The organism is Paraburkholderia xenovorans LB400 (genome assembly GCF_000013645.1).
GTDB classification, from domain to species: domain Bacteria; phylum Pseudomonadota; class Gammaproteobacteria; order Burkholderiales; family Burkholderiaceae; genus Paraburkholderia; species Paraburkholderia xenovorans.
This window is the reverse complement of the sequence record NC_007952.1, coordinates 2,340,371-2,366,472: the sequence shown is the minus strand read 5'-3', so window position 1 is coordinate 2,366,472 and position 26,102 is coordinate 2,340,371. Positions and strand designations below refer to the sequence as shown.

The window sequence follows — 26,102 nt, the reverse complement described above, 5'->3', positions numbered from 1 at the left end:
GTCACATCTGCCGGGTTAAATTGGCGAGGAATAGTTGTCCGGAGAGCATCACTCATGATCAAGCAACGAATCAGTGCCGTCTTCTTATGCGCAATGATCGCCATGTTCGCGCAGACCTGTCAGGCGCAATACACCACCGACTGGTTGGCGAACACGTTCGGCACGCTCGCGGCACATGTGGGTAACACCGCGCGCTCAATGTGGGTCGCGCCCGAAGGCGTCATTTACACGGCTTCGCTGTGGGACGAAAACGAGGGCGGCGTTGCGATCTACCAGAACGGCCAGAGCATCGGTTCGATCGGAACGCATGCCGACTTTCAGGGCAGTGCCATTACCGGCAACGCCACGTCGATCTTCGCGGCATTGCAGTACAACAAGTCGTTCGGCAGCGGTTCGGTGGGACGCTACAACCGCGCCACGCAGACGCGCGACCTGATCATTCCCGTCAGCGTGTGGACGGGCATCCCGCATGCGGATGTCATCACCGGCCTCGCGACCGTGGGCTCGCTGCTGTATGCGAGCGACTTCTTCGGCAATCGCGTGCGGGTCTTCACGACCGACGGTGTCTGGCAACGGGACATCAACGTATCGAGTCCGGGCGCACTCGCGCTGGATAACGCCGGCAATCTCTGGGTCGCGCGGCAGAGCGCGGGAGCGATTGTCGAATTCAGTCCGGCAGGGGCGCTGCTGAACACCATTCAGATGCCGGCTGCATCGCGGCCTTCCGCGCTGTATTTCGATGCAGCGTCCGGGCAACTGATGGTCGGCGACCAGGGGCCGGACATGAACATCAAGCGCTACGCCATCGCGGGCACGCCGACGTTGGCCGGCACGTTCGGCATTCAGGGCGGCTATCTCGACACCACCAGCGGAATCAAGGGGCAGGTGGGCGACAAGCGCTTCACGCGCGTGGTCGGCATCGGCAAGGACGCCGCGGGCAACCTGTATGTGCTGAACAACCCGTGGGGCGGCGGCTGGGACCTCGGCCGCAACGGCGCCACCGACCTTCACGCATACGACACGGCCGGCAATCTCGAATGGAAGCTGCAATCCCTCAATTTCGAGGCGGTGGCAGCACCGGACCCATCGACGGACGGTGCCTACTTCTATAGCGGCACGCATATTTACACCGGCACGGCGGGTGGCACGTTCGTGGCGAACACGGTGGATCCGTTCACGTATCCGTCCGACCCGCGCCTGAACATGAACGACACGCAGCGCGACGAACATTTCGGCCAACTGGTGACGGTCGGCGGGAACCGGATTCTGGTGGCGTCCGGACAGAACCCCGGCATCTTCTACTTTTTCCATTTCAATCCGGCGAGCGGCTACATCGCGATACCGGATGCGTCGATTCCAGGCGCGGCATTCAATACGAACGTCCAGGTCACGGGCGGTTTCTGCATCGACAGCAAAGGCGACGTGTGGGCCGGTCTTGACCGGACGAATCACATTTACCACTATCCGCTGACCGGCTTCGACGGCAATGGAAAACCGGCATGGGGTCCCGCGGTCACGATTTCCATTCCGCAGAGCATCCGGCCGCTCACGCGCATCATCTACCTCGCCGAAAGCGACACCATGATTCTTGCGCAAGGCATTGCCGGAAGCTGGGACTGGACGGCAATGCAATCGAGAATCGAGGTGTATCACGGCTGGAGTGCGGGCAACACCACCCGGCCCGACCCGGTGATCAATCTCACCAGCGCCAATCCCAAGTCGATCACGGCGGCTGGCAATTATCTGTTCGTCGGCTACGTGCATACGGTGCCCAATATCGACGCCTTCAATCTCACCACCGGCCAACTCGTCACCACACTGATCAATTCGAGTCCGGCAACCGTGGATGTCGGCAACGACGTCGATTCCATGTACGGCCTGCGCGCTTATCTCCGTGCCGCGGGCGAGTACGTGATCACGAAAGACAACTACAACGGTTCCAGCATGGTGGTGTATCGCTGGACGCCCTGACCGCCGTGCTTGTGGTGATTGGATGACACCCTATCGGATAAGATACGGCCCGCGCTGTCATTTTCCGAATAGAAGGAGTGTTTCCAATGATCCAACCGGGTAACGTATTCAAGGACAACCTCGCGCAGATGCCGGGCATCGAGGGCATCGCGCGTATTGATCTGGTCGACGGCAAGGGCGCCGTGATCGCCGGCATCGAGAACAAGCCGGGCAAGCAAGGGTCGCTCGCGGTGTACAACTATCTGCAACAGACATTCGGTACGCTCGATGCCAAAGCGGCCGCGCACGGGCTCGTCGTGTTCGCCGAGCACACGGCCGACGCGCGCAACCGGCCGGGCGCGCACCCGAACGTCGATATCCTTCTTGCCATCGCGGCGGGTGGCGAAGCGCTGCGTATCGACGTCGTCGCCGCGGGTTGAGGGCTATAATTCCGCGACTCCACCCGGAAAGCAATCTCCTCGATGTCGAGCTTGTACGGCGATGAACTGGTGGAGACGCATCGCGAGAGCCTCGATTCGAAGCTCGATCTGCGTTATGGGCGCGAGCGTCCCCGGCCACGGTTTTCCAGGCACCGCGCTGAATGCCATTCTTTCCACTTTCCCGAAGGCGAAGCTCGCGCTGCTGTTCGAGCGGCACGCCGCCGACATTGCAACGAGCGGGCTGGGGGCCGAGCTTCGAAGACTTCCGTTTGTACGGCTGCCAGTTTGCGTTGCAGGTGGGGCGCATCGTACGCGAGGAGCAGCTTCTTTCAGCCGACGAAGGGTATCGGACCTACAAGGGCCGCGTACGTTACCGCGTGATTCCGGGCGTGTTCTAGGTCCGCGCGCGTTCCCGGCCGAAGATCGCGCGATCCGCGAGCCACACCGCGAGCAGCGTGGCGCCCATCAACGGAAACACCACGCCGAGCAGAACGAGGCCGGTTTTCCAGCCGCGCATGGGCGGCGCGGCCCGTTCTCGCGACGGCGCGCCGAGCGAGCGTTGCGGCCGACGCTTCCACCACATCACACAACCGGTGACGGCCATTGCCGCCAGCCCCAGAGAAATAACGGTGCAAAGAAGCTGGTTGGCGAGGCCGAAATAGCGGCCCATATGCAGCGATGTGCCGTACGACACCGCCTTCGACACCGCGCCGTAATCGCTATAGCGAATGTCTTTCAGGATCGCGCCGCTGTATTGGTCGACGTACAGCGTGCGTTCGTCTTTCGGATCGGCCGGAAAGTACGACACGGTATAGACGCCGTTCACGGAGGCCGGCAGCACGATGTTATAGCCGTCCGTCACACCGAGCGATGCGGCCAGCGCGACCACGCGTCCGAGCGGCAACGGATGCGCCGGGCCTGCACCAGTGGAAGCGGAGTCGGGTACCGGCGTGTTGCCGACCGCCCAGGGCGTGAGCGGCAGAGGCAGGTCGTCCATCACCATGCCGGGCATCGAGTCCATGCCGGCTGAGGCAGCGGGGTGGCCGCCGTGCGCGGCGTGCTCGTCATGCGCCGCGTTTTGCGCACGCGGGTCGGCTTTGGCGGCTTGCATGCCGCCTGCACCAGGCAGTGTCGAACGCAACGCCAGGCCACCCCAGGAACCCGGCGGCGCGCCGAGATTCGCCGCGGTCGCGAGTGCCTTGAACTGCTTGCCCCACGAACCCGTCCAGGGCAGCCCCGTCAACACGAATGCAAGTGCGCCGAGCGCGAGCCAGATGCCCATCACAGTGTGGATGTTCTTCCACAGCGGGCGGCCCTTCAGTGTGAAACGCGGCAATAGCGCGCTACGTGCGGTGGTTTTTTCACGCGGCCACCACAGGGCGACGCCGGTGCCGATCATCACGAGCGTCCAGCATGCGGCGAGTTCCATCAGCAGCTCGCCGGGTTTGCCGAGCAACAGCTTGCGATGAAGCATCCGGTCCACCTGCATGAAGCGCCGCTCGACGCTCAGCGTGCCCAGCACTGCGCCGGTGTAGGGGTTCACATAGACGCTCTGTTTGCCGCCGTCCGCGAGACGGAAGACGAATTCGGCGCTGCGCCGCGGGTCGCTATCGACGACGGCGGTCACCGCGGATGCGCCCCACGGCATGGCCGAACGCGCTTTGGCGAGCAGTGCTTCTGCGGGCAGCCTGGGCGTGGCTTGGGGAGTGACGATCAGACGCTGCGGATAAAGCAGTGGTTCGATCTGCGGCTGGAAGCAATACACAGTGCCGGTGATCGCCAGCACGACCAGAAACGGCATGACGAAGAGGCCCGCATAAAAATGCCAGCGCCAGAGCGTGCGATAGCCGGGGTGGGCCGCACTGGCTGCCGGCGTCGCGCGTGATGTGTCAGCGGTGGTGGTGGACATGAAATCCTCCTGAAGCAATAAATGAGTCGATCGGTTCTAGTTCTAGCGGTGCCGGTGTGCGTGCGGCAAGCCGGGCGCGCTTACATGCGCAGCTTCGCTTCCACGTAGAACGTGCGACCGGGATACGGGTGATAGACGAAGTAGCGGGCATCGAACAGGTTGTCGACACCAATGCCGACTTCGCTCATCCTGTTCGGCCTGAAGGTGAATTTCGCATCGGCCACCGTGTACGAACTGGTGCCGCCGAATACATCCGGATTCGTGTCTGTATTGGTGAGCGTGTTGTACTGACGTCCCGAGTAACGCGCGGCCAGTGTGAATGCCGCGCGTTCGCCGAAGTGATACGTCGCGGCGATATCCGCGCGCCACAGCGGAATCCGGTAGAAGTACTTGCCGACCGTGGCGGGGTTCTGCGCATTTTCGAGGATCTTCGACTGCGTGTAGGCCACGCTCGCCAGCAGGTCCAGGCCGTGCACCACCACGTCCTCACCCGAATAGCTCGTCTCCACCCCGCGCGAGCGAACCTTGCCGATGTTCTGGAAGTTCGTCACGTTGGGAATCACGGTCGTATCGGTCTGGCTGAAGATCGTGTTCTTCACGTCGTCCTGGAACAGCGAGAAACGGAACACGCCATTCCAGTGCGCCCATTCGGCAGTCAGTTCTTTTGAAAGATCGTCTTCGGGTTTCAGGTTCGGATTGTTGTTGACGATCGAGGAGCCGTTGATCTGCCCCTGGAACAGCTCGCTGACCGTCGGGAAGCGATACGCGCGGCCAATGGACGCACGCAAGGTCAGGTCGTCCGTAACGTCGAACGACAAGGAGGCTTTCGGCGAGAAATGCTGCTGGCTTACGTCGCTGTACGGCAGGGTGGTGCTGCCGAGCGACTGCGAGCCGCCGTACGCTCGCCAGTCCTCGTAGCGCACGCCGTAGACGAGCTTCCAGCGCGGCAGAAAACGCCATGCGTCCTGCGCGTAGAGCGCCTGGGTCTGGGTCTTGCCGGCAAACGCATTGGCGAACGAAGTGGCCGCGCCGTCGCGCCAGTTCAGCGTGTTGTAGCTCTCGTTGTCGAGGAAGTAGTTGTCGTAGTGATAGCCGAAGCTCAGCGCGTGGTTCGTGAGACCTGCCTGGTTCGTCGCGGGCGTATAGGTGCTGCGCAGATCGAGCGTTTTCCAGCCGGTGCCGTCGCCGAAAATCACGGTGCCGGGGCCATTGCCCGGCGCGCCCGAATTCGCGGTGCGCGCCACGCTGTCGCTGACGTCGTAGTACGAAGCAATGGCCTCGCCATTCCAGCCAGTGGCATTGCGCGTTTTCAACGACACGCCATAGAGCCAGTTCTCGCTATGGCCGAGACTCGGGGCGAGCGCGGCGGCGGGAATCGTGTATTCATAGCCGTCGATCGCGACCTTGCCGCTGTATACCGGGTTGCCGTTCGCATCGCGCAGAAAACTCGATGTCTGGCTGTTATACGTCTGATGCCAATAGCCGAGCGTGAAGCCGCCTTGCAGTGTCGGCGTGAAGTCGTACTGCGTTTTCAGCTTGAACTGGTCCTGCACCGTATGTTCGATGCCTTCGCCGTTCACGCCGAGCACCGCCGTCGGTGTATTGGTCTGGTTGTTGTAGAAATACGCGCCGGTTACCGGTATGTCGCCGGCTTTCGCGGGCGTGTGCGATTGGGCCAGCGTGGCGAATTGCAGCGGCTGGCTGGTGTTTTCCAGGTGATTGACGCCGAGCAGATACGAGAACTTGCCGATGCGGTCGCCAATCGTCGCGCTTGCTTCACTGCCGTTGAAATTCTGGTTCACGCCGAACAGGCTGAAGTGCTGGGTAAAGCCTTTGACGTCGGCGGTCGCTTCGAACTGCTTCGGCATGCGTGTGCTGATCAGCACGGTGGCGCCGAGCGAATTGCCCGGATAGAGCGCGGAAAACGGTCCGTAGATCACATCCACCTGCTGGATCTCGTCGGGAAACACCATCGACCAGCGCGGCGGAAACGAATAGCTGTTGCCGAGCAGATTGCTGAGCAGCAGACCGTCCGTGTAGACGAGGCCGCGTGCGCTTTGCGTGTTGCTCGTGCCGCGCACGGCGATGATCGAGTTGAGGTCGCCGATAAAGCGTTTGCGCACCGCGAGGTTCGGCATGTACTTCAGCACGTCTTCCGTATTGACGACGTTCCAGTTGCCGAACTGCTCGGGGGTAACGGTTTCCACCGAGGCCGGCAGGTTGGGATCGACGGCGCGCGGCGCGGCGACCGAATTCGCGCTCGCACTGACACTGACGACGGGCAGCGTGGCTTCGGCGCTCGCGCTCTGCGCATGAGCGGGCGAAGCGACGAAAGCCGGCACGAACGCCGGAACGATGGCGGGCAGGCAGGCCGGGAACAGCGACGGAGGCAGCGCTTGAAACGAGAGGCCGCGCATGCCGCGGCGGGCGCGAAGGGACAGCCTTCGCAGGACGAAGTTGAACATGAACGTTTCCTTGATGCATGGAACAGGCGATCGCGCGCCCCTCGACGGGGGTGGCGAATGCGCGATCAGGATGGGCAGCGATCAGGAAACGGCGGGCGGAGCTCTGGGGCGGCCGGACGGAAATGCGCCGAGCGGCGTGAAGCGGGTGGAGAGCGTAGGCGGGGCAGTGCCCGCCAGCGCGACGGCGGCCGGCGGCTCGACCGAGGCGACCGTCGGCATGGCGACGTGGTGTTGTAGCAGATGACAGTAGCCGCACGCGCCGAATGCGTCGTCGTGGCTCAAATGAACCGGCGCCGGGGCGGCCTGAGTCGTGGTGCTCGCCATGCCCAGATCACGAGGCTGGAGCGCGGAACAGAGCGCGGCGATCGGCTCGTGCGCACGGTTGGACATCAGCATCTGACTCACGACCGGCGCGAACACGACGAGCCACATGGCGAACAGGCCAAGCCAGGCGGTCAGGTGGTTGCGGGAGCGTGGAGTCATGTTGGCAGGCATAAAGACGCGGGCGATTCTAACATCGCCGCGCCGTCTTTTCTCGGGTGATCCTGGTTATAGCGTGGGATTAGAAGCCCGAAAGCCGCTCATTTCGGCGCGTTACAGGCGCGCCGATTCCCGTAAGCTGCGTGGTACATGTTCGCTTTCCCGGCCGGATCACCGCCGACTCCCAGTTACCACGACTCATGACCGACAAGCAGCTCGCGTTCCCTATCGACGACATCAACCGGCACGCCGTCGCGTTGTTCTCAGCCGGACGATTCGCCGAGGCTTTGTCGATGGTAACGCCCCTGCTGGAAGATGATGCACTGCCGGCCGGCGCGCGGGCCGACGCGTTGAATATCGCCGGCGCGTGTTGTTTCGCGTTGCAGCGGCACACGGATGCGGAACACCACTGGCGCCGCTGTCTGCGCATCAAACCCGGCTACGCGGAGGTGTACGGCAGCCTCGGCATGCTGCTCAGGTCACTAGGGCGCCTGTCCGCAGCCAAGGCAATGTACCGGCAACTGGTCGCATTGCAGCCGGCCCACGCCGACGCCCGCAATCATCTCGGCGCCGTGCTTTACGGCCTCGGCTACAAGGAGGAGGCGGAGGCGTCCTATCGCGAGGCGCTGGTGCTTCGTCCCGGCTACGCCGAAGCTCACTACAACCGCGGCATCGTGTTGCACGAACTGGGCCGCCTGCACGAAGCGGAAGCGGCGTTTCGCCACGCCGTGCCGGGACTGCCTGGCCATGCCGAAGTCCATAACAATCTGGGCAACGTGCTGACGGAACAGGGCCGTTTCGCCGAAGCGGACGCTGCCTACCGCGAGGCGCTGGCAATCCGGCCGCATTATCCCGAGGCGCTCAATAACCTCGGCGGTGTCCTGAAGGCCACCTTCCGTCTCGCCGAAGCCGAGCTGGCTTTTCGCCTTGCGCTTGCCATTCGTGCGGATTACGCGGAAGCCCACCTGAATCTCGGCACGGTGCTCGCTGATCTCGAACGCTTGCCCGAAGCAGAAGCCGCCTATCGCGAAGCAATCTCGCACCGTCCCGACTACGCTGAAGCCCACTACAACCTCGGTGTGACGATGGGCAGGCGGGAGCAACTGTTCGAAGCCGAAATGGCTTACCGCGAGGCGATCCGCCTGCGGCCCGATCTCGTTCATGCGTATAACAACCTGGGTTGCGTGCTGCGCCGGCTCGATCGTCTGACGGCGGCTGTCGAGGCTTTCAGGCATGCGCTCCGCATGTGCCCGGATCTGGCCGAGGCGCACTACAACCTTGGCGCGGCGTTGGCGCAGCTCATGCAACTGTCCGAGGCGGAAAACGCGTATCGCCGGGCGCTCGCTTTACGTGCCGATTACGGCGACGCGAGATTCGGGCTGGCCGTGCTGCTGCTCGGCATGGGCCGCTTCGAAGAGGGGTGGCGCCTGTACGAGTGCCGCTACGAGCAGCGCGCCTTCGTCCATTACAGGACCGCTTCGATGCTGGGCTGTCCGCAATGGCAGGGCGGCCCGCTCGACGGCAAGTCCCTGCTGGTGTGGCAGGAAGACGGCCTTGGCGACATGATCCAGTTCAGCCGCTATTTTGCCTTGTTGAAGGCACAGGGCGCCTCGCACATCACGTTTGCATGCGCGCCCTCGCTGCACAGGCTGATGGGTCGGGTCGACGGTGTGGATGCCGTGCTCGATCACGACACCGCTCGCGCACACCCGGCGGCTTACGACTGCTGGACGAGCCTGCTGAGCGCGCCGCTGCATCTGCGTACGAGCGTGGATACGATTCCGCGCCCCGTGCGTCTCACAGCGGAGCCGTCGCTGATTGATCGCTGGCGGTCGCTGCTGGATGCACTGCCGCCCGGCCGCAAGATCGGTCTGGTGTGGAAGGGCAACGCAAACCATCACAACGACGCGAACCGGTCGATTCCCTCGCTCGCCATACTGGCGCCGCTCTGGAGCGTGCCCGGCGTGAGTTTCGTGAGTCTGCAGAAAGGACAGGGCGAGGAAGAAGCGAGACATCCTCCCGCCGGGCAGCCGCTGCTCGACGTTGGATCGCGCGTGACGGATTTCGCGGACAGTGCCGCGATCATCGCGCAACTCGATCTGGTGATTGCCGTGGATACGTCCACCGCGCATCTGGCCGCGTCGCTCGGCACACCGTGCTGGGTGATGCTGCCGGAAAAAGATATCGACTGGCGCTGGATGCATGAACGCAGCGATTCGCCGTGGTATCCGCACACGCTGCGCCTGTTCCGCCGCGCGCCGGGTGAAGATTGGTCGATGCCGGTCGAGCGGGTGAGACAGGCGTGCTTGGAGCGGTTCGCCGACGCGGACCGCGCGCCCACCTGACCCACGCGCCGCGCTACCCGAGATCGCCACCGCCTGCCGGCAACACGGTGCCGGTGATGTACGACGCCTCGTCCGAGGCGAGAAACAGAATCGCGCCGACCTGTTCATCGATGGTGCCGTAACGGCGCATCAAACTCGAAGCGATGGTCTGATCGACGATGCCTCGATACCAGCGCGCTTCCTGTTCGCTCTGCGGTGCGGTATTGCGCGGCACCTTGCGCGGCGGCGCTTCGGTGCCGCCGGTGGCGACGGCGTTCACGCGAATGCCGTCGTCCGCATGTTCGAAGGCGAGGCTGGCCGTCAACGCGTTCACACCGCCTTTGGACGCCGCATAAGGCACGCGATAGATACTGCGCGTGGCAATCGACGATACATTGACGATCGCGCCGCGCCGCTGCGCGATCATGGCGGGCAACACCGCACGGCAGCTCCACAAGGTGGGGAACAGCGAGCGGCGCACTTCGGCTTCGATCTGCGCTTCCTCATACTCTTCGTACGGTTTGGCCCAGATCGTGCCGCCCACGTTGTTGATCAGCACGTCGATCTTGCCGAAGGCATCGAGCGCCGCCCGCATCAGCTTGCACGCGCCGGCATAGGTTTCCAGATCGGCGATCACGGCGAGCGAGGGGCTGCCGAGCGCGGCGATCTCCGCCTCCACTTCGTGCACGAGTTCGGCGCGATCGGCGAGCACGACGATCGCGCCTTCGGCTGCCGCGCGCAGCGCAACGCCACGGCCGATACCTTGCGCCGCGCCGGTGACGATCACGACTTTTTCAGTGAAGCGTTTGTTGGACGAAGTCATGGTCATCACGCAAGGTTACTCGCCGAGAACTTTTCATAGAAGAAATGCGCCGGTGTGATGCCCGTCTCGCGCAACCATGTCTGCACGGCGTCGACCATTGCAACGGGGCCGCACAGATAGACATCGACATCGCCGCCGTTGAGCCAGGCAGGGTCCACATGCTGCGTGACGTAGCCTTTGCGCGCGTGGTCGCTGGCGGCGTCGGCCACACAGGTGCGGTATTCGAATTGCCCGATCGCGCGTTGCGCTTCGTCGAGTTGCGCGGTGCCTACGAGGTCTCTGTCGTGCGTGACGCCATAGACCATGCGCACCGGTTGCGGGCTGCCGCTTGCACTCAGCACCTGCAACATCGAGAGAAACGGTGCAATGCCGGTTCCGCCCGCGAGGAATAGCACGGGCCGCACCGGCTCGCGCAGATAGAAGCTGCCATAGGGACCGGAAAACGTGATGCGTTGGCCGGGTTGTGCCTGCTCGCACAGATAGCGGCTCATGCGGCCGTCCGGCACGTTGCGGACCACGAAAGCGGCTTGCGCAGCGCCTGGCGCCGAACTGAAAGAGTATGAGCGGAAAGTGTCGCTGTCCGGAATGTCGACGTTCACGTATTGGCCCGGCAGAAAGCCCAATTGCTGCGGCTCGTCCACGTCGATCGAAAAATGGATTGTCGAGTCGGTGAGTCTGTCGATCGCCGCCAGCTTGCCCGCATGCTTCGATACGCCGGTCTTGCACGCCGCCGAAGAAGCCGGCACGCGGATCACGCAGTCCGAGCGCGGCCGCGTCTGACACGCGAGCACGTAGCCTTGGGCGGCTTCGTCCGCGGTGAGCGCGTCTTCGATATAGCTCGACGCGGGCAGATCGTACTGGCCGGATTCGCAGAAACCGCGACACGTGCCGCACGCGCCGTCGCGGCAGTCGAGCGGAATGTTGACCTTCTGGCGATATGCCGCGTCCGACAGCGTTTCGTTGTCGCGGCAGGTGATGAAGCGGGTCACGCCGTCTTCGAATTGAAGTGCAATGCTATGTTCCATGGGCTGCTCCCGAACCACGTCTACTCAGATGTGGTAAATGTCGATGACCTGATTGATGTAGTCGTTCTTCAGCACGACGTACTTGTTCAGAATCCGCGGCTCATCGCCCGACAGGTCGATCACGTAGCGCGACATGCCGAAGTAGCTGTAATTCGTCTTGTACCGGTGGCTCAGCGTGTGCCAGTTGAAGCGCACGGTGCACACGCCGTCCTGTTCGCTCTCCAGTTCCACGTTGCTGATGTTGTGACTGGTCCGTGTGTCCGGCATCGTCGCGCTCGAGCGCTCGGTCTTGATGCGGAACACGCGGTCTTCGAGCCCCTGGCGATTCGGGTAATAGATCAGCGAGATTTCCGTCTGCGGATCGGTGACGAGCTTGTCCTCGTCGTCCCACGATGGCATCCAGAGCACCGCGTCGGGGTGATAGCACTGGAGCCAGTCGTCCCACTGCTCGTCGTCGAGCAGGCGTGCTTCGCGATAGAGAAACGCTTCGAGAGCGGTGATGGTGGGCGGCTTCATGCATCGACTCCTGCGGCGGATTCGGCGCGCGCCGCTGGCGGCTGCAAAGCCTGTTTCATTGTCTGGACCCAATAGCGATGCTGCACGGTGTAAAGGCCTTCGTCCTCGGTTTTGACGCCGCTCATCAACGGCTTCAGGCCGATCCGGCTCGCTGCCTCGTCCGGACCTTCGATCCAGTGGCGCGCGCCACGGCACATGTCGTTCCATTCGAGCGCACGGCCGGCATAGCCTTGCTGACATGCGCGAAACTCTTCGAGATCGTCGGGCGTGGCCATGCCGCTCACGTTGAAGAAGTCTTCGTATTGGCGAATTCGGCGGGCACGCGCCTCGGCCGATTCGCCCTTGGGCGCGATGCAATAGATCGTCACTTCCGTTCTGTCGACGGAGAGGGGACGCAGCAGGCGGATCTGCGAGCCGAACTGGTCCATCAGATACACGTTTGGATAGAGGCACAGGTTGCGCGAGTTCTGGATCATCCAGTCGGCGGTTTCGCTGCCGCAACGCGCGGCGAACGCGTCACGCTGGCTGTAATTCGGACGGTCTTCCGGATTGGCCCAGCGCGACCACAGCAGCATGTGGCCATGTTCGAACGCGTAGAAGCCGCCGCCTTGCCGGCCCCAGTTGCCCGCGTCCATTGCGCGGACCTGATCGACCCGTGCGTTTTCTTCCTTGCGGTGGCTGGTCGTCGCGGCATAGTTCCAGTGAACCGCGGAGACGTGATAGCCGTCCGCGCCGTTTTCGGTTTGCAGCTTCCAGTTGCCTTCATACGTATACGTCGACGCGCCGCGCAGCACTTCGAGTCCGTCTTCCGACTGGTCGACGATCATGTCGATGATGCGCGCGGCCTCGCCGAGAAATGCTTCCAGCGGCAACACGTCGGCATTCAGGCTGCCGAACAGAAAGCCGCGATAGCTCTGGAAGCGCGCGATCTTCTTCAGGTCGTGCGAGCCTTCCTTGTTGAAGCAGTCGGGATAGCCTGCATCTTCCGGATCTTTCACCTTCAGCAGCTTGCCGCTATTGTTGAAAGTCCAGCCGTGAAACGGGCAGGTGTAGGTGGCTTTGTTGCCGCGCTTGTGGCGGCACAGCATCGCGCCGCGATGCGTGCACGCATTGATGAATGCGTTCAGCTCACCTTGCCGGTTGCGCGCGATCACGACCGGCTGGCGTCCCATGTGAGTGGTGTAGTAGTCGTTGTTGTTCGGAATCTGGCTTTCGTGCGCCAGATAGATCCAGTTGCCCTCGAAGATGTGGCGCATTTCGAGTTCGAACAGAGCAGGGTCGGTGAACGCGCTGCGATGCAGGCGATAGTCGCCGCGTCCGGCGTCTTCGACCAGAAAGTCGTCGATACGGGTGACGCCCGGCGGATGATCGGGGTAAATCGGAATCATGGTTGTCTCCTGACAATAGTGCGCTTTTCGAACGGCGCCGCGAAACGCTGTCGCTGTCGCCATGCAATGCCTGAAAGGTATAATTTGCGGGGCTTCAGGTGTAGGTGCAGGATAGTTGGCGGCCGTTTGGCGCGTCCAACACCGTTTTAGTATCAGGTTCATATCCAAAAGGTATGGTCATGGAATTGCGCCATTTACGCTATTTCGTCGCGGTTGCCGAGGAACGCAATTTCACGCGCGCCGCCGAACGTCTGCACATTGCACAGCCGCCGCTCAGCCGCCAGATCCAGCAACTGGAAGAGTCGCTCGGCGTACTGCTGTTCGAGCGCGGCTCCCGCCCGCTCAATCTCAGCGACACGGGGCGCTTCTTTTATTCGCATGCGGTGCAGTTGCTGGCGCAAACTGCCGAACTGGAATCGATGACAAGGCGCGTGGGCAAGATCGAGCGCAGCCTGTCGGTCGGTTTCGTCGGCTCGACGCTGTACGGCATGCTGCCGAAAATCATCCGGCGCTTTCGCGACGAAAACAGCGCGGTGGAGTTGAGCCTCCACGAGCTGTCGACCATGGATCAGATCAAGGCGTTGAAAGAAGGGCGTATCGATGTCGGCTTCGGCCGCATCCGTCACGAAGATCCGAGCGTGCGCCGGGTCGTGCTGCGCGAGGAGCGCATGATCGTGGCGCTGCCGTTGGGGCATCCGCTCACTGTGTCGAAGGCGGAACTGTCGCTGCACGATCTGCTCGGCGAGACGCTGATCATTTTTCCCAAGGCGCCGCGCCCGAGTTTTGCGGACCAGGTGCTCGCGGCGTTCCACGACCGCTCGCTCAAACCGCATCGGCTGTACGAAACGCGTGAGCTACAGATCGCACTCGGCCTCGTGGCCGCCGGCGAAGGCGTCGCGATCGTGCCGAGCAGCGTGTACGGGCTGAAGCGCGATGACGTGAGCTACATGAATCTGGACGACCCGAACCTCGTTTCGCCCATCATCATGAGTATGCGCATGCTCGACGAATCGGAAGACATCAACGCGATGCTGAAGCTGATCTACGCGTTGTATGTCGAAGAGCAGATGGAGTTTTTGCCGCCGGGCAAGCGTTGAACTGGAGCCGGCGGCGCGCCGTCACGCTTCGCTAACCCGCAGGTGATAGAGCCCCCAGGGCGACAGCTCGAAGCGGTCTTTGAGCGGTTTGCCCGACAACTCGGGGATAGTGTCCGCGTCGTAGGTTGCCCATAATGGGCCGACGCCGCCGAGCGGTAGCGGCTTGCCGTCCATGTGTGTCGCCACGATGAATTGATAGGCGCGCACTTTATCGAGTGTCGTCGCGACGGCATAACCGTCTACGGCGTGCATGACGATTTGCGTGCTGCCCGCGGTCGGCGCGCCGACATGTTCCAGCACGTTGATGAGCAGGGGGCCGCTCAAGCTGTGCGGGCGGGCATCGTATTCCGTGGTGGGCTTGATCGTTACGGCCGGCATGCCGGCGATCAATGGGAAGTCGAGGCCGTATGCTTCGGAAAACTTCACCTGGTGCCTGGCGAGCAACTGGTCGAAGGCGGGATCGAGCGCGCCGCGATTGTGACGCCTGATCGCGCCGCTGATCGTAAGAACGACGGGAGATGCCGCGCAGGCCTGCCTGTGGACGGGCTGGCCGCCGAATGCAGGCGCAGCCGCCGCGCTTGCGCCGAGTAGAGCCGCGCTGCTCAAGAATTTTCGTTTGTTCATTGGCGTGGTCTCTGGGGAGTTAAAGGGGCAACGTGTTCCGGGCGGATCGTCGCGGTCTCCATTGTCGGGCAATTGGCGGCGACTGTGTCGCGTGGCCGACTCATTGGCGGACTCGCAGTCCCGTTCGGCCCTTTCTATTACATGCGAGGTAATTGGCGAGCCTCCGGTCCGCGCCTAATCTTCGGTTCTCGCGCAGTTCACTTCGAACCGCGTCCACTATCGAGGACATATCATGTCGACGTTTCGGCTTTACACCATCGACTCCGCACCGGAGCAATCCCGGCCGGTCTTGCAGCAACTCCAGCAGACGTTCGGCTTCGTCCCCAACATTGCGGGAATCATGGCCGAATCGCCTGTGCTGATCGGCGCTTTTGTGAACCTGTTCCAGAAGGTCCACGCGGGCACGTTCACGGAAGCGCAGATCCAGACGCTGTTGTTGACGAATGCCGTGACCAACGCCTGTACGTGGGCGGTCGCGTTTCACACGGCATTGGCGCTGAACGAGGGGCTTACCTCCGCAGATGTCGAAGCGATTCGCGAAGGCCGGCAGCCTGCGGACCGCCGGCATGCCGCGTTGTCGGCGTTGACGAAGACCGCGATCGAGAAGCGCGGACATCTCGACGAACACGATGTGAGCGCGTTCATCGCAGCCGGTTTCCGTCGCGATCAGGTGCTTGAAGTGCTCGCCGTGGCGGCAGCGTCGACGATTACGAACTACGTGGGCAGCATCGCGCAGCCGCCGCTGGAAGCGCAGTTCCAGGTTCACGCCTGGAAGGCTTAAGCTTCGTGAGGGAAAAGGCGGTTGAGCGATGACGCAACTGCGGGCGCCGGCGCATAGCGAATGCCGGCGCCTGCGAACCCGCCATCAAGACTTGCGGACGAGAGAGCGATGAACCCTGAGAATCCAGCCAGAAATACAACCTCGAACGATCTCGGCGTGCTGTTGCGTCACTGGCGAGACCTGCGCGCCGTCAGCCAGCTCGACCTGTCGTTCAGGGCCGGCGTCTCGCAGCGTCATATCAGCTTTATCGAAAGCGGGCGCAGCGTGCCGAGCCGTCAGATGCTGCTGGACATCGCGCAGACCCTCGACATACCGCTGCGCGAACGCAACACGCTACTACTGGCTGCCGGCTACGCGCCGATCTATGCCGACACTGCGTGGAATGCGCAGGAGATGCAAAGCGTCACGAATGCGCTCGGACGCATGCTGCGGCAGCATGAACCGTTTCCGGCGCTGGTCATGGACCGATACTGGAATGTGTTGATGACCAACGACGCCGCGCCGCGTTTTTTCAATTGCTTCACCGATATGGCGGCGCGTGCCGGGCCGCGCAATATGCTGCATCTGATCTTCGATCCGCAAGGCTTGCGCCCGTTCGTGGTCGACTGGCAGACCGTCGCGGATAGCCTGATCCAGCGGGTTCGCCGCGAGGCGGTGGGGCGCGTAATCGACGATCGGACCCGGCAACTGCTTGACGAACTGCTTGCCTATCCGGCCGAAGCCGCGCAAGCGGGCGTGGAGCGACGCGCTCCGTCGATCGCGGATGCCTCTGCGGCCATGCCGGTGATACCCATTGGTTTCGTCAAGAACGGCCACGTCATGAAGTATTTCTCGATGGTCGCGAGCGTGGGCACGCCGCAAACCGTCGCGGCGCAGGAACTGCGGCTCGAGTGCATGTTCCCCGCGGACGAAGAAACAGAAGCGCGTCATCTGGAGATGCTCGCCGCTGCACCGCAGCCGGAGCGTTAGTCGACTCGCGGTTGGCCGGCGCAGCCGCGTCGAGCACGGAAGGCGTTTGCCTCATAGGCAATCGATGTGTGTCATGCGAGTCGGTGTACGGTGGCGGTTAGCGAGCTGGCCGGGAAAATCGCGACCCTCGAACAATTGAAGCGCGCACGCGGCTAGAATGCTGGCCACGGGCCGGGATAGGCGCTAAAGCGTCGACTCTGGCGGACCGCAGTGGCTTGCATGGAGTCGGAGTAGGCGCTAAAGCACCAACTCCGACCGACCGCACTTGCATGGGGTCGGAGTAAGCGCTAAAGCGCCAACTCCGACCGACCGCACTTGCATGGGGTCGGAGTAAGCGCTAAAGCACCAACTCCGACCGACACAGGAGACAGACAGGATGGCATCCCCAGATCATGCCGGCTCCGTCGCGAACAGTAGCGGCGCGGTATATTCGGATACGGCGGCGACTAGTGCGCGCGCGGCCACGCCGCTCGACGCCGGCAGCATCTCCGCCCGCCTCGACCGGCTGCCCGCCACGCGCTCCATCTGGAAACTGGTGGTACTGCTGAGCCTCGGCTTCTTCTTCGAACTCTACGATCTGCTGTACTCGGGCTATGTCGCGCCCGGCCTCGTCAAAAGCGGTTTGCTGACCGCGACCACGCATGGCCTGTTCGGCTCGACCGGCGTCGCGAGTTTCATTGCCGCGCTGTTCAGCGGCCTCTTTATCGGCACGATCGCGTGCGGCTTTCTGGCGGATCGCTTCGGACGCCGTGCGGTGTTCACCTACTCGCTGCTCTGGTACACCGCGGCCAACATCGTGATGGCGTTTCAGGAAACGGCTACCGGGCTGAACTTCTGGCGCTTCCTGGCCGGGATCGGCATTGGCGTCGAACTGGTGACGATCGGCACGTACATTTCGGAGCTGGTGCCCAAGCAGATTCGCGGCCGCGCATTCGCGTGCGAACAGGCAGTCGGTTTTACGGCGGTGCCGGTGGTGGCATTTCTCTCGTATCTATTGGTGCCGCGTACGCTGCTCGGCCTCGACGGCTGGCGCTGGGTCGTGCTGATCGGCGCACACGGTGCGCTGTTCGTGTGGTGGATTCGCCGCGCATTGCCGGAAAGCCCGCGTTGGCTCGCACAACAAGGACGTCTTGCCGAAGCCGATCGGGTGATGACCGAACTCGAAGCAAAGGTGCGCCGCGAGTACGGCCGCGAACTGCCGCCGCCCGCGCCGCCGGTGCCGGTCGCGCCGCGCGGCAGCTTCCGCGATATGTGGGTGCCGCCATACCGCAGCCGCACGCTGATGATGACGATCTTCAATATCTTCCAGACGGTGGGCTTCTACGGCTTTGCGAATTGGGTGCCCACGCTTCTGATCAAGCAGGGCATTACGATCACCACGAGCCTGATGTATTCGAGCGTGATCGCGCTGGCTGCACCGCTCGGTCCGGTGATCGGGCTTTTTATCGGCGACCGCTTCGAGCGCAAGACGGTGATCGTGGTGATGGCGGGTGTGAATATCGTCTGCGGGCTGTGGTTCAGTCAGGCGGCGGGTGCTGTGTTGCTGGTGAGTCTCGGCGTGGGTCTGACGCTCGCGGGCAACATCATTTCGTACAGCTTTCACGCGTATCAGGCCGAGCTTTTTCCGACCAGCATTCGTGCACGCGCAGTGGGCTTCGTTTATTCGTGGAGCCGGTTTTCCGCGATTTTTACCGCTTTTCTGATCGCCGCCGTGTTGAAGCACTTTGGCACTGGCGGCGTGTTCGTGTTCATCGCCGGTGCGATGTTGATCGTGATGCTCGCGATTGGTTTGATGGGGCCACGCACCAACGGAATCGAACTGGAGAAGATTTCGAAGTAGCCAGTTCGTGCCTGGGACGATTGGGCCGGCGCTATTTCAAACGTTCGATGCGTGCGTCAACGACGGCTGGTTATCCGCACCGGGTTTGATATCACGTCGGCTCGGGCTTTTCGTTGGTTTTTTCAGCGTCGGCCTGATAGTAACCGGGGAATCGCTCGAACTGGCGTTTCGCGTCGGCCGGATCGACACCGTCCTTGAGTACCGCGCTGGAAAATCCCGTTCTCTGCATCTGGACGAGCTGATCTATCAAAACGTCTCCGGTGGCGCGTAAGTCACCTTTGAATCCGAGCCTGCGGCGTAGGAGATAGGCCTGGCTGTATGCGCGTCCATCCGTGAAGTCCGGGAAGTGAAGATCGATGCGTGCGATCGTTTCAATCCGGTCTGCAAGCGTAGTCGGGTCTGCGTCATTGGGAAGCAGAGTCGCGTTCTCGACTTCGTCCGCCAGATGTTCGGACGTCGACAGGATTTTCAGCCGAGTGCCATTTGTCACAGTGAAACCTCTGTTTTGCAGCGGGCGCCGTTGGCGGCAAGCTTGAACGGTTCGAGACCGACGCGCCTGACCGTCTGGATAAACGTCTCCCGCGTCCCATCTGCGCTTCGTACATCGCGGTAAGTGGAGAGTATCGCTTCTACGACGTCCGGTATTTCATGTGCGGAGAAAGACGGCCCGATGACTTTTCCCGGCTGCGCGACACCGCTCGAATTCTCCCCATCCGCTCCGCCCAGCGTAACCTGATACCACTCCTGTCCGTCCTTGTCGACGCCGAGAATACCGATGTGGCCGCTATGGTGATGACCGCATGAGTTGATGCAGCCGCTGATATGCAAATCGATCTCGCCGATATCGTCGAGTTCGTCGAGATCCTGATAACGCTCGGCAATCGCCTGTGCAACCGGAATGGAACGCGCATTGGCAAGGGCGCAAAAATCGCCGCCCGGGCACGCGATCATGTCTGTGAGAAGGTGCACGTTCGCACTGGCCAGGTCCGCATCGGAGGCGGCTTGCCAGAGCGGGAAAAGGTCGTCCACATGAACCCACGGCAGCACCACATTCTGCGTATGGGTGACGCGTGCTTCACCGGCCGAATATCGCGCGGCCAGTTCGGCGACGGTATCGAGCTGATCGGCCGATGCGTCACCGGGCGCCTGAAGCAGGCGTTTGAATGACAAGGTCACGACACGCATTTGCGGGTCCTTGTGCAGCGCCACGTTGCGCTCCAACCATTTCCCGAAGCGCGGATGGATTTCCGCCTGGGCGTGCAGATCCGGGCGGACACCGCCGACGTTCGCAGGTGTTCGCTTATGCAAGGCTGGCGGCACGAACGAAGCGCTGACGCGGTCGAGTTCGGCCTGTGCAATGGTATGCGGTCCGCCATCGAATTCGACGATCTGGCGAAATTCCTCGTTCACGTCGTCGACATAGCGCTGCCCCTCGGCCTTGACCAGGATTTTTATGCGCGCCTTGTACTTGTTATCGCGCCGACCGTAGCGGTTATAGACGCGTACAACCGCCTCGATATAGTTCATGATCTGCTGCCACGGCAAAAACTCACGCAGCACTGCGCCGATCATGGGTGTGCGACCCATTCCGCCGCCGACTGTCACCCGAAAGCCAAGTTCGCCGGCTTCGTTCCTGATGAGCCGCAAACCCACATCGTGCCACTCCGTCGCGGCCCGATCTTCGGCCGCGCCGGTGATTGCAATCTTGAACTTGCGCGGAAGAAAGGCAAACTCGGGATGCAACGTCGTCCATTGCCGCATGATTTCAGCGAACGGCCTCGGGTCGGCGATCTCGTCCGGAGCGACGCCGGCACGTTCGTCGCAGGAAATGTTGCGGATGCAGTTGCCGCTGGTCTGAATCCCATGCATGTCGACGCTGGCGAGCAGGTCCATCACGTCCGCCGCTTTCGAGAGCGGAATCCAGTTGAACTGGACATTGGTGCGCGTTGTGAAGTGCGCATAGTGGGTGGGCAGGCGGAGTGTGCCGAGTTTGCGCTGTGCTTCGCAAGCAAGCCGATAGACCTCGGCCTCCGGCTCGTCATACTCGCGCGCAATCCGGGCGAGCACACGCAACTGCGAGCTCGACAACTCTCCATACGGCACGGCGACGCGCAGCATTGGAGCATGCCGCTGCACATACCATCCGTTTTGAAGACGTAGCGGACGAAAGTCGTTCTCGCTGAGCTTACCGGATTGCCATCGCTCGACCTGGTCGCGAAACTGTGCCGCGCGGCTGCGTACGAAGGATTTATCAAACTCAGTGTATTGGTACATGGTTCGGTGTGTCTGCGGCTGCACGTGGCGCGGCTCGTCCAGGCGTTGGGTCGGGAAGGAGACGGGTCGCGGCCGTGGTGATGCTTGCCGTACCTCGTCGGCCTGGCGGTGCCTGGCAAAGAGTCTTGCCCAAAGACTTTTTTGCCACTTTTCGCCCTGTGCCTCGAAAATTGCTGGAGCGGTAAACGCGGGTTCCGTTACCCGCAAACGATAGTGGGAAGGGCAAGCGCTGAAAAGTAGCAGATGCAGCACAAATCGCGGTAGCAGATCCGGACGCAGGTCTCAGACAGGCCGCTGTACGGTCGCACGAAGGAAGACTGCTACGTTCGAATAGTTCACAACTGCTACTTCTTTGGCAGATCTGTCCGGCCCATAGTGTCACGGGAGATCAAACAATGCTGCATGGAGAGGTGAGGTCATGAACCTGTTGAAGATGACGCGAATCGTGCTGTGGAGTTTTCTGGGCGTTCGTCGCGGCGCCTCGCATCAAGCGGATATCACGGGAGTCAAGCTGCCGCTGTTGCCTTTCGTTGCCGTGCTTCTTGCCACCGGGTTCGGCGCGATTCTCTTTGCCTTGGCGAAGCTCGCAATCACCGTCGCGCACTGACAGGCGAGAAGGTGTCCGTTGTTTACTGGCTGGACAGTTTGATCAGCGAGCACAGGGTTTTAACAGCCAGCTCGGTTCTCTCGTCCCACGGATGACCGAAATTCAAACGGATGTGGTCGCGGAATGCGTGCTGCGCGGAAAAAATGGGGCCCGGCGCAATGCTGATTCCATTTTCTATCGCAAGGCGATGCAATTGCATCGCGTCGACATGGTGGGGCAGCCGGACCCAGACGAAATAGCCACCGGACGGTCGCGTCCAGTGCGAATCAGCAGGCATCCAGCGGTGCAGTGCGGCATCCATCGTATCCAGCTGATTGCGCAACGCGCCACGTAGTTTCCGGAGATGCCTGTCGTAGCCGCCGTGCTGCAGATAGTCGGCTATGCCGGCCTGCGCGGGAATGCTGGCCGATAAGGTGGTCATCAACTTCAGACGTTGGACCTTCCCGGCGAAACGGCCCGCCGCTACCCAGCCAATGCGATAGCCCGGTGCAAGTGTCTTTGAGAATGAACTGCAGTGCATGACGAGTCCCTTCTGGTCAAAGACCCTCGCCGGTAGCGGGTTGGCGGCTCCGTGATGTAGCTCACCATACACATCGTCTTCAATGAGCGGCACGTCGTGCCGGGCCAGAAGCTCGACCAGCGCTTTCTTCTTCTCCTGCGACATCGTAGTGCCTGTCGGGTTCTGAAAGTTCGTCATGAACCAGCATGCCCGAATGGGCTGCGTCTCGAACGCATGGGCCAGAGCCTCCAGATCAAGACCCGAAACGGGATCGACCGGGATTTCCACCGCCCGCAAGTCGAGGCGTTCGAGTGCCTGCAGCGCCGCATAGAATCCGGGCGACTCGATCGCCACCACGTCTCCCGGCCGCGTCACCGCCATCAGACAAAGATTGAGCGCCTCCAGTGCGCCATTCGTGACAACAAGCTCTTCCATGGGTTGCGCGATGCCCATCGCCATATACCGCAGCGAAATCTCGCGACGCAGTTGCTCATTGCCTGGCGGAAGGTCGACGACAGTGCTCCACGGACTGATCAAACGGGTCGAGTGCGCGAGCGATCTGGCAAGGCGCTGAAGGGGAAAAAGCTTGGGAGACGGAAATGCGGAGCCGAACGGAACCACGTTGGGATGCTTCGCTGCCTCGAGCACCGAGAAGACGAGGTCGCTGATCTCGACCCTGGCGGATGCCAAAGCGGGAGGAGGGTTCGAAGCCAGCGGCTGCTTAAGCGCGGCACCCGGCGCTACATAGTATCCGGAGCGTTCGCGTGCTCGAATCAGCCCCCATTCTTCGAGAAGATAGTACGCGCGGAATACCGTTGACTGACTCACGCCGTGTTGCGTTGTGATCTGACGCAGGGAAGGCATCCGGGAGCCAACGAGGCGCCGGCCGGAGCGAATCTCGTCGGCCATTGTGTTGGCCAGCAATTCGAAGCGTTTCATTTAATGGCCGTGGTTCGCCTGAGTTTTTCCGGTAAGCGTCTGTAGCCGGTCGGTTTGGGAAATCCGGTTCATCGAGCAAGCGATGTTGCCTCGAATGCGCTGACAGGGCAAGTCGGCGCATGCCATTGATAGAGCCCTTGACCCGTGCAGCGTTACCGGGTCGAGACGAACGGGGGCTCAACTCAATCAGGGTGCCGGCACTGTTCTCGTTACGAGAACATTGATTTGACCGTGCGACGTATTCTGGAAAACGGACGACGTCCCTAGACTTGGCTCCAGTGGTTCGGATTTACCAGCCACACCGCCAACCAGGGAAGATCGTCATGAAACTCTATTACCACCCGCTCTCCGGCCACTCGCACCGCGCCCACCTGTTCCTGTCGCTGCTCGGTGTCGAGCATGAACTCGTTGAAGTCGACCTGATGAAGGCCGAGCACAAGTCAGCGGAATTCCTCGCGCTGAACCGCTTCGGCCAGGTGCCCGTGCTGGTCGACGGCGACACGGTGGTGGCGGATTCGAACGCGATCCTCGTGTACCTCGCCCGCAAGCTGAACCGGACGGACTGGCTGCCGCAGACGCCGGCCGGCGAAGCGGCGGTCCAGCGCTGGCTTTCGGTCGCCGCGGGGGAAATCGCTTGCGGGCCGGCGGCGGCGCGGCTAATCACAGTGTTTGGTGCGGCACGCAATGCGGAAGAAGTGATCGGCCGCGCTCACGCGACGCTCAGGGTCATCGATCAGGAACTGGCCGGTCGCGAGTTTATCGTCGGAGCCCATCCGAGCATTGCGGACGTCGCGCTGTACAGCTACATCGCGCGTGCGCCGGAAGGCAATGTCGATCTCTCCGGCTACCCGAACGTCAATGACTGGCTGCGGCGCATCGAAGCGCTACCTGGCTTCGTCGAGTTCAGGAAGACACCTGTTGGCCTCGCGGCGTAGTGATGACCTCAGGGCTGCGCCCGGGCGATCCCGGAGCGATCCTGAGGCTGATTCGGGCGCCGCCTGACGCGCGCCAGCCATTTCCCGATTCCCCGCTTATGCCTCATCCGGACAGGAGTGCCGTCGTGAGCGCAAATTCGACAGACAACGCGGTTTCGCCCTGGCATGCGGGCGAATTGAAGCTTCAACGCGCAGTGGGCGTGGCCGAGCGGATGCAGGAAGTCGGGCGGCGGGTCATTCGCCGCCTCATGCCCGACCAGCATCGCGCGTTCTTCCCCCAACTGCCGTTTGTCGCGCTTGGCGCGGTGGATCACGAGGGCGACGTGTGGGCCACGCTGGTTGCCGGTAAGCCGGGATTTCTGCACGCGCCTACCGCGCGCACGCTGCGAGTCGACCTGGTGCGCGACCCGCACGACCCGGCCTCCGCTGGTCTGGACGATGGCGAGGCAGTGGGTTTGCTGGGCATCGAACTGCATACCCGCCGGCGCAATCGCCTGAATGGTACGGTGAGCCATAGTGCCGGCGCGGGTTTCAATGTCGACGTGACGCAGAGTTTCGGCAACTGTCCGCAATACATCCAGATGCGCGATGCCGAATTCGTTCGTGACCCGGCGAGCCCGCCGCCCGTCGAGGCCGTGCAACTCGAACACCTGTCCGAACGGGCGCGCACGATGATCGATACGGCCGATACGTTCTTCGTCGCGTCTTATGTCGATGACCCCGCCGGCCGCCAGGTCGACGTCTCGCATCGCGGCGGCAAGGCGGGGTTCGTGCGCCTGAGCGAGGACGGCGTGCTGACGATTCCCGACTTTGCAGGCAACCTGTTTTTCGCCACGCTCGGCAACTTCGTCATCAATCCCCGTGCGGGGCTAGTCTTCGCCGATTTCGAAAGCGGCGATCTGTTGCAGCTCACGGGAGAGGCGCAAGTCGATCTCGACTCCCCGGAAATTGCAGCATTTCAGGGCGCAGAGCGTCTGTGGCGTTTCAAGCCGCGCCGCATCGTTTATCGCGCAGGCGCGTTGCCGCTGCGCTGGAAATTACAGGCGAACGGCTGGTCGCCGAACTCGCTGATGACGGGCAGCTGGGACGAGGTGGCGAGCCGCGTGAAAGCGCAGGCGCTGGCTGACGCGTGGCGTCCCTTCAAGGTCACTCAGGTCGTCGACGAAAGCTCGGTGATCCGTTCGTTCTACCTTGAACCGCTCGATGGCGCCGGCCTCATTCCGCACGCGGCGGCCCAGCATCTGCCGATCCGCGTCACGCTGCCCGGTTGCACCAAACCGGTAATCCGGACCTATACGCTGTCCACAGCGCCAGCGGACGGTTCGTACCGGATCAGCGTCAAGCGGCAAGGACTCGTTTCCGCACATCTGCACGATACGTTGCGGGTGGGCAGTGTCATCGAGGCGCGCGCGCCGGCCGGCCAGTTCACCATCGACGCCGCCGCACGCCGGTCTGCCGTGCTGCTCGCAGCGGGTGTCGGCGTGACGCCCATGCTCGCGATGTTGCGGCACATCGTATATGAAGGTTTGCGTACACGCCGCGTGCGGCCAACGTGGTTTTTTCATTCGGCACGCACGTTGGCCGAGCGCGCCTTCACGAAGGAAATCGATCAACTGGCGGCGAGTGCCGGTGGTGCGGTGCGCGTGGTGCGTACGCTGACCGATACCGAGGGCGCGCAGATGGGCAAGGACTTCGATGCTTCAGGCCGGCTCGATGTCGAACTCCTGCGCGCGACACTCCCATTCAACGACTACGATTTTTACCTGTGCGGACCGGCGGGGTTCATGCAGTCGCTGTACGACGGGCTGCGCGAGCTGAATGTCGCCGATAACCGGATTCACGCCGAGGCGTTCGGGCCGGCGGGGTTGCATCGTCGGGCAGACGCCGGCGCAGACGCGGGCCTCGCGCATTTGCCGGCGGATAAACCGGTGCCGGTCGCGTTCGTCAAATCCGGCAAGGAAGCACGCTGGAACCCGGACAGTGGTTCGTTGCTGGATCTCGCCGAGTCGCGGGGCTTGTCGCCGGAATTCGGCTGCCGCGGCGGCAGTTGCGGGACTTGCCGCACGCGGGTCCTCGAAGGAGCGGTTGCGTATCCTGTCGCGCCCGAGTTCAAGGTGGCGAGCGACGAGGCCCTGATCTGCTGCGCTGTGCCGGCGCAAGCCGGGACCAGTGGCGCCGAACGCCTGCTACTGGACCTTTGACGTGACCTCGTTGATG

The 26,102-nt window shown here is 62.4% G+C and carries 22 protein-coding genes; 11 read left to right on the top strand and 11 right to left on the bottom strand.

All coding sequences use genetic code 11. The features are described 5' to 3' along the window. The first annotated feature begins 54 nt into the window (after positions 1–54). The 3 genes from BXE_RS32430 (at position 55) to BXE_RS48285 (ending at position 2,788) form a co-directional block, all read left to right on the top strand. Positions 55–1,971 (top strand): SMP-30/gluconolactonase/LRE family protein, encoded by a 1,917-nt coding sequence (locus BXE_RS32430; protein WP_011492352.1) that lies wholly within the window; start codon positions 55–57, stop codon positions 1,969–1,971. 86 nt (positions 1,972–2,057) lie between these two features. Then, positions 2,058–2,390, top strand: a complete 333-nt coding sequence (locus BXE_RS32425) for a DUF2322 family protein (protein ID WP_011492351.1) — start codon at positions 2,058–2,060, stop codon at positions 2,388–2,390. A 161-nt stretch (positions 2,391–2,551) separates the two neighbouring features. Next, positions 2,552–2,788, top strand: a complete 237-nt coding sequence (locus tag BXE_RS48285; RefSeq protein WP_407668627.1) for a hypothetical protein — start codon at positions 2,552–2,554, stop codon at positions 2,786–2,788. Here the strand turns inward: BXE_RS48285 and BXE_RS32420 are convergent. The 3 genes from BXE_RS32420 to BXE_RS32410 form a co-directional block, all read right to left on the bottom strand. After that, a complete protein-coding gene (locus BXE_RS32420) occupies positions 2,785–4,299 on the bottom strand; it encodes a PepSY-associated TM helix domain-containing protein (protein WP_011492349.1) in 1,515 nt (504 codons plus the stop codon). The genes BXE_RS48285 and BXE_RS32420 overlap by 4 nt on opposite strands. 80 nt (positions 4,300–4,379) lie before the next feature. After that, on the bottom strand, positions 4,380–6,764 hold the full coding sequence (locus tag BXE_RS32415; RefSeq protein WP_011492348.1) for a TonB-dependent receptor: 2,385 nt from the start codon (positions 6,762–6,764) through the stop codon (positions 4,380–4,382). An 81-nt stretch (positions 6,765–6,845) separates the two neighbouring features. After that, on the bottom strand, positions 6,846–7,247 hold the full coding sequence (locus BXE_RS32410) for a DUF2946 domain-containing protein (RefSeq protein WP_040125252.1): 402 nt from the start codon (positions 7,245–7,247) through the stop codon (positions 6,846–6,848). Between the two features lie 197 nt (positions 7,248–7,444). Here BXE_RS32410 and BXE_RS32405 point away from each other — a divergent pair, with 197 nt between their 5' ends. Continuing rightward, positions 7,445–9,589, top strand: a complete 2,145-nt coding sequence (locus BXE_RS32405) for a tetratricopeptide repeat protein (protein ID WP_011492346.1) — start codon at positions 7,445–7,447, stop codon at positions 9,587–9,589. A gap of 13 nt (positions 9,590–9,602) precedes the next feature. On the opposite strand, the gene BXE_RS32400 is transcribed toward BXE_RS32405, so the two are convergent. From BXE_RS32400 to benA, 4 genes are read right to left on the bottom strand one after another with little or no spacing between them, the layout of a single operon-like run. Further along, positions 9,603–10,391, bottom strand: a complete 789-nt coding sequence (locus BXE_RS32400; protein WP_011492345.1) for a 1,6-dihydroxycyclohexa-2,4-diene-1-carboxylate dehydrogenase — start codon at positions 10,389–10,391, stop codon at positions 9,603–9,605. Positions 10,392–10,396: 5 nt separating this feature from the next. After that, complete coding sequence (gene benC / locus BXE_RS32395) at positions 10,397–11,416, bottom strand: benzoate 1,2-dioxygenase electron transfer component BenC (protein WP_011492344.1); 1,020 nt, start codon at positions 11,414–11,416, stop codon at positions 10,397–10,399. A 24-nt stretch (positions 11,417–11,440) separates the two neighbouring features. Next, complete coding sequence (gene benB / locus BXE_RS32390) at positions 11,441–11,932, bottom strand: benzoate 1,2-dioxygenase small subunit (RefSeq protein ID WP_011492343.1); 492 nt, start codon at positions 11,930–11,932, stop codon at positions 11,441–11,443. Continuing rightward, a complete protein-coding gene (gene benA / locus BXE_RS32385; RefSeq protein ID WP_011492342.1) occupies positions 11,929–13,320 on the bottom strand; it encodes a benzoate 1,2-dioxygenase large subunit in 1,392 nt (463 codons plus the stop codon). The genes benB and benA overlap by 4 nt, the downstream gene beginning before the upstream one ends. 179 nt (positions 13,321–13,499) lie before the next feature. Here benA and BXE_RS32380 point away from each other — a divergent pair, with 179 nt between their 5' ends. Next, positions 13,500–14,417, top strand: coding sequence for a LysR family transcriptional regulator (locus BXE_RS32380; protein WP_011492341.1), 918 nt, complete (start codon positions 13,500–13,502; stop codon positions 14,415–14,417). Between the two features lie 21 nt (positions 14,418–14,438). Here the strand turns inward: BXE_RS32380 and BXE_RS32375 are convergent, their stop codons facing one another. Then, positions 14,439–15,041, bottom strand: a complete 603-nt coding sequence (locus tag BXE_RS32375; RefSeq protein WP_011492340.1) for a molybdopterin-dependent oxidoreductase — start codon at positions 15,039–15,041, stop codon at positions 14,439–14,441. 232 nt (positions 15,042–15,273) lie between these two features. Between BXE_RS32375 and BXE_RS32370 the strand changes: the two genes are divergently transcribed. The 3 genes from BXE_RS32370 to BXE_RS32360 all read left to right on the top strand — a co-directional run bounded on the left by BXE_RS32370 (position 15,274) and on the right by BXE_RS32360 (position 18,631). Continuing rightward, on the top strand, positions 15,274–15,822 hold the full coding sequence (locus tag BXE_RS32370) for a carboxymuconolactone decarboxylase family protein (protein ID WP_011492339.1): 549 nt from the start codon (positions 15,274–15,276) through the stop codon (positions 15,820–15,822). 108 nt (positions 15,823–15,930) lie between these two features. Beyond that, positions 15,931–16,791, top strand: coding sequence for a helix-turn-helix domain-containing protein (locus BXE_RS32365; protein ID WP_040124543.1), 861 nt, complete (start codon positions 15,931–15,933; stop codon positions 16,789–16,791). Positions 16,792–17,167: 376 nt separating this feature from the next. Beyond that, a complete protein-coding gene (locus tag BXE_RS32360; protein ID WP_011492337.1) occupies positions 17,168–18,631 on the top strand; it encodes an MFS transporter in 1,464 nt (487 codons plus the stop codon). Positions 18,632–18,722: 91 nt separating this feature from the next. On the opposite strand, the gene BXE_RS32355 is transcribed toward BXE_RS32360, so the two are convergent. Together BXE_RS32355 and BXE_RS32350 are read right to left on the bottom strand one after the other, a co-directional pair. Then, complete coding sequence (locus tag BXE_RS32355; RefSeq protein WP_011492336.1) at positions 18,723–19,121, bottom strand: DUF934 domain-containing protein; 399 nt, start codon at positions 19,119–19,121, stop codon at positions 18,723–18,725. After that, entirely contained in the window at positions 19,118–20,905 is a 1,788-nt protein-coding gene (locus tag BXE_RS32350; RefSeq protein WP_011492335.1) for a nitrite/sulfite reductase, read from the bottom strand. Before BXE_RS32350 ends, BXE_RS32355 begins: the two co-directional genes overlap by 4 nt. 418 nt (positions 20,906–21,323) lie before the next feature. Here BXE_RS32350 and BXE_RS32345 point away from each other — a divergent pair, with 418 nt between their 5' ends. Beyond that, positions 21,324–21,512, top strand: coding sequence for a DUF2970 domain-containing protein (locus tag BXE_RS32345; RefSeq protein WP_011492334.1), 189 nt, complete (start codon positions 21,324–21,326; stop codon positions 21,510–21,512). A 22-nt stretch (positions 21,513–21,534) separates the two neighbouring features. On the opposite strand, the gene BXE_RS32340 is transcribed toward BXE_RS32345, so the two are convergent. Next, positions 21,535–22,950 carry a PLP-dependent aminotransferase family protein gene (locus BXE_RS32340; RefSeq protein WP_011492333.1) on the bottom strand — a complete coding sequence of 472 codons (1,416 nt, stop codon included), beginning with the start codon at positions 22,948–22,950 and terminating at the stop codon, positions 21,535–21,537. Between the two features lie 323 nt (positions 22,951–23,273). Here BXE_RS32340 and BXE_RS32335 point away from each other — a divergent pair, with 323 nt between their 5' ends. Together BXE_RS32335 and BXE_RS32330 are read left to right on the top strand one after the other, a co-directional pair. After that, entirely contained in the window at positions 23,274–23,885 is a 612-nt protein-coding gene (locus tag BXE_RS32335) for a glutathione S-transferase family protein (RefSeq protein WP_011492332.1), read from the top strand. A gap of 125 nt (positions 23,886–24,010) precedes the next feature. Continuing rightward, entirely contained in the window at positions 24,011–26,086 is a 2,076-nt protein-coding gene (locus BXE_RS32330) for a pyridoxamine 5'-phosphate oxidase family protein (RefSeq protein ID WP_011492331.1), read from the top strand. Positions 26,087–26,102: the final 16 nt, after the last annotated feature.

Bases quoted from the DNA above. Each gene is read 5' to 3' on its own strand.
- BXE_RS32430 (WP_011492352.1), top strand. From the start codon at position 55: ATGATCAAGCAACGAATCAGTGCCGTCTTCTTATGCGCAATGATCGCC.
- BXE_RS32425 (WP_011492351.1), top strand. From the start codon at position 2,058: ATGATCCAACCGGGTAACGTATTCAAGGACAACCTCGCGCAGATGCCG.
- BXE_RS48285 (WP_407668627.1), top strand. From the start codon at position 2,552: ATGCCATTCTTTCCACTTTCCCGAAGGCGAAGCTCGCGCTGCTGTTCG.
- BXE_RS32420 (WP_011492349.1), bottom strand. From the start codon at position 4,299: ATGTCCACCACCACCGCTGACACATCACGCGCGACGCCGGCAGCCAGT.
- BXE_RS32415 (WP_011492348.1), bottom strand. From the start codon at position 6,764: ATGTTCAACTTCGTCCTGCGAAGGCTGTCCCTTCGCGCCCGCCGCGGC.
- BXE_RS32410 (WP_040125252.1), bottom strand. From the start codon at position 7,247: ATGACTCCACGCTCCCGCAACCACCTGACCGCCTGGCTTGGCCTGTTC.
- BXE_RS32405 (WP_011492346.1), top strand. From the start codon at position 7,445: ATGACCGACAAGCAGCTCGCGTTCCCTATCGACGACATCAACCGGCAC.
- BXE_RS32400 (WP_011492345.1), bottom strand. From the start codon at position 10,391: ATGACTTCGTCCAACAAACGCTTCACTGAAAAAGTCGTGATCGTCACC.
- benC (WP_011492344.1), bottom strand. From the start codon at position 11,416: ATGGAACATAGCATTGCACTTCAATTCGAAGACGGCGTGACCCGCTTC.
- benB (WP_011492343.1), bottom strand. From the start codon at position 11,932: ATGAAGCCGCCCACCATCACCGCTCTCGAAGCGTTTCTCTATCGCGAA.
- benA (WP_011492342.1), bottom strand. From the start codon at position 13,320: ATGATTCCGATTTACCCCGATCATCCGCCGGGCGTCACCCGTATCGAC.
- BXE_RS32380 (WP_011492341.1), top strand. From the start codon at position 13,500: ATGGAATTGCGCCATTTACGCTATTTCGTCGCGGTTGCCGAGGAACGC.
- BXE_RS32375 (WP_011492340.1), bottom strand. From the start codon at position 15,041: ATGAACAAACGAAAATTCTTGAGCAGCGCGGCTCTACTCGGCGCAAGC.
- BXE_RS32370 (WP_011492339.1), top strand. From the start codon at position 15,274: ATGTCGACGTTTCGGCTTTACACCATCGACTCCGCACCGGAGCAATCC.
- BXE_RS32365 (WP_040124543.1), top strand. From the start codon at position 15,931: ATGAACCCTGAGAATCCAGCCAGAAATACAACCTCGAACGATCTCGGC.
- BXE_RS32360 (WP_011492337.1), top strand. From the start codon at position 17,168: ATGGCATCCCCAGATCATGCCGGCTCCGTCGCGAACAGTAGCGGCGCG.
- BXE_RS32350 (WP_011492335.1), bottom strand. From the start codon at position 20,905: ATGTACCAATACACTGAGTTTGATAAATCCTTCGTACGCAGCCGCGCG.
- BXE_RS32345 (WP_011492334.1), top strand. From the start codon at position 21,324: ATGAACCTGTTGAAGATGACGCGAATCGTGCTGTGGAGTTTTCTGGGC.
- BXE_RS32340 (WP_011492333.1), bottom strand. From the start codon at position 22,950: ATGAAACGCTTCGAATTGCTGGCCAACACAATGGCCGACGAGATTCGC.
- BXE_RS32335 (WP_011492332.1), top strand. From the start codon at position 23,274: ATGAAACTCTATTACCACCCGCTCTCCGGCCACTCGCACCGCGCCCAC.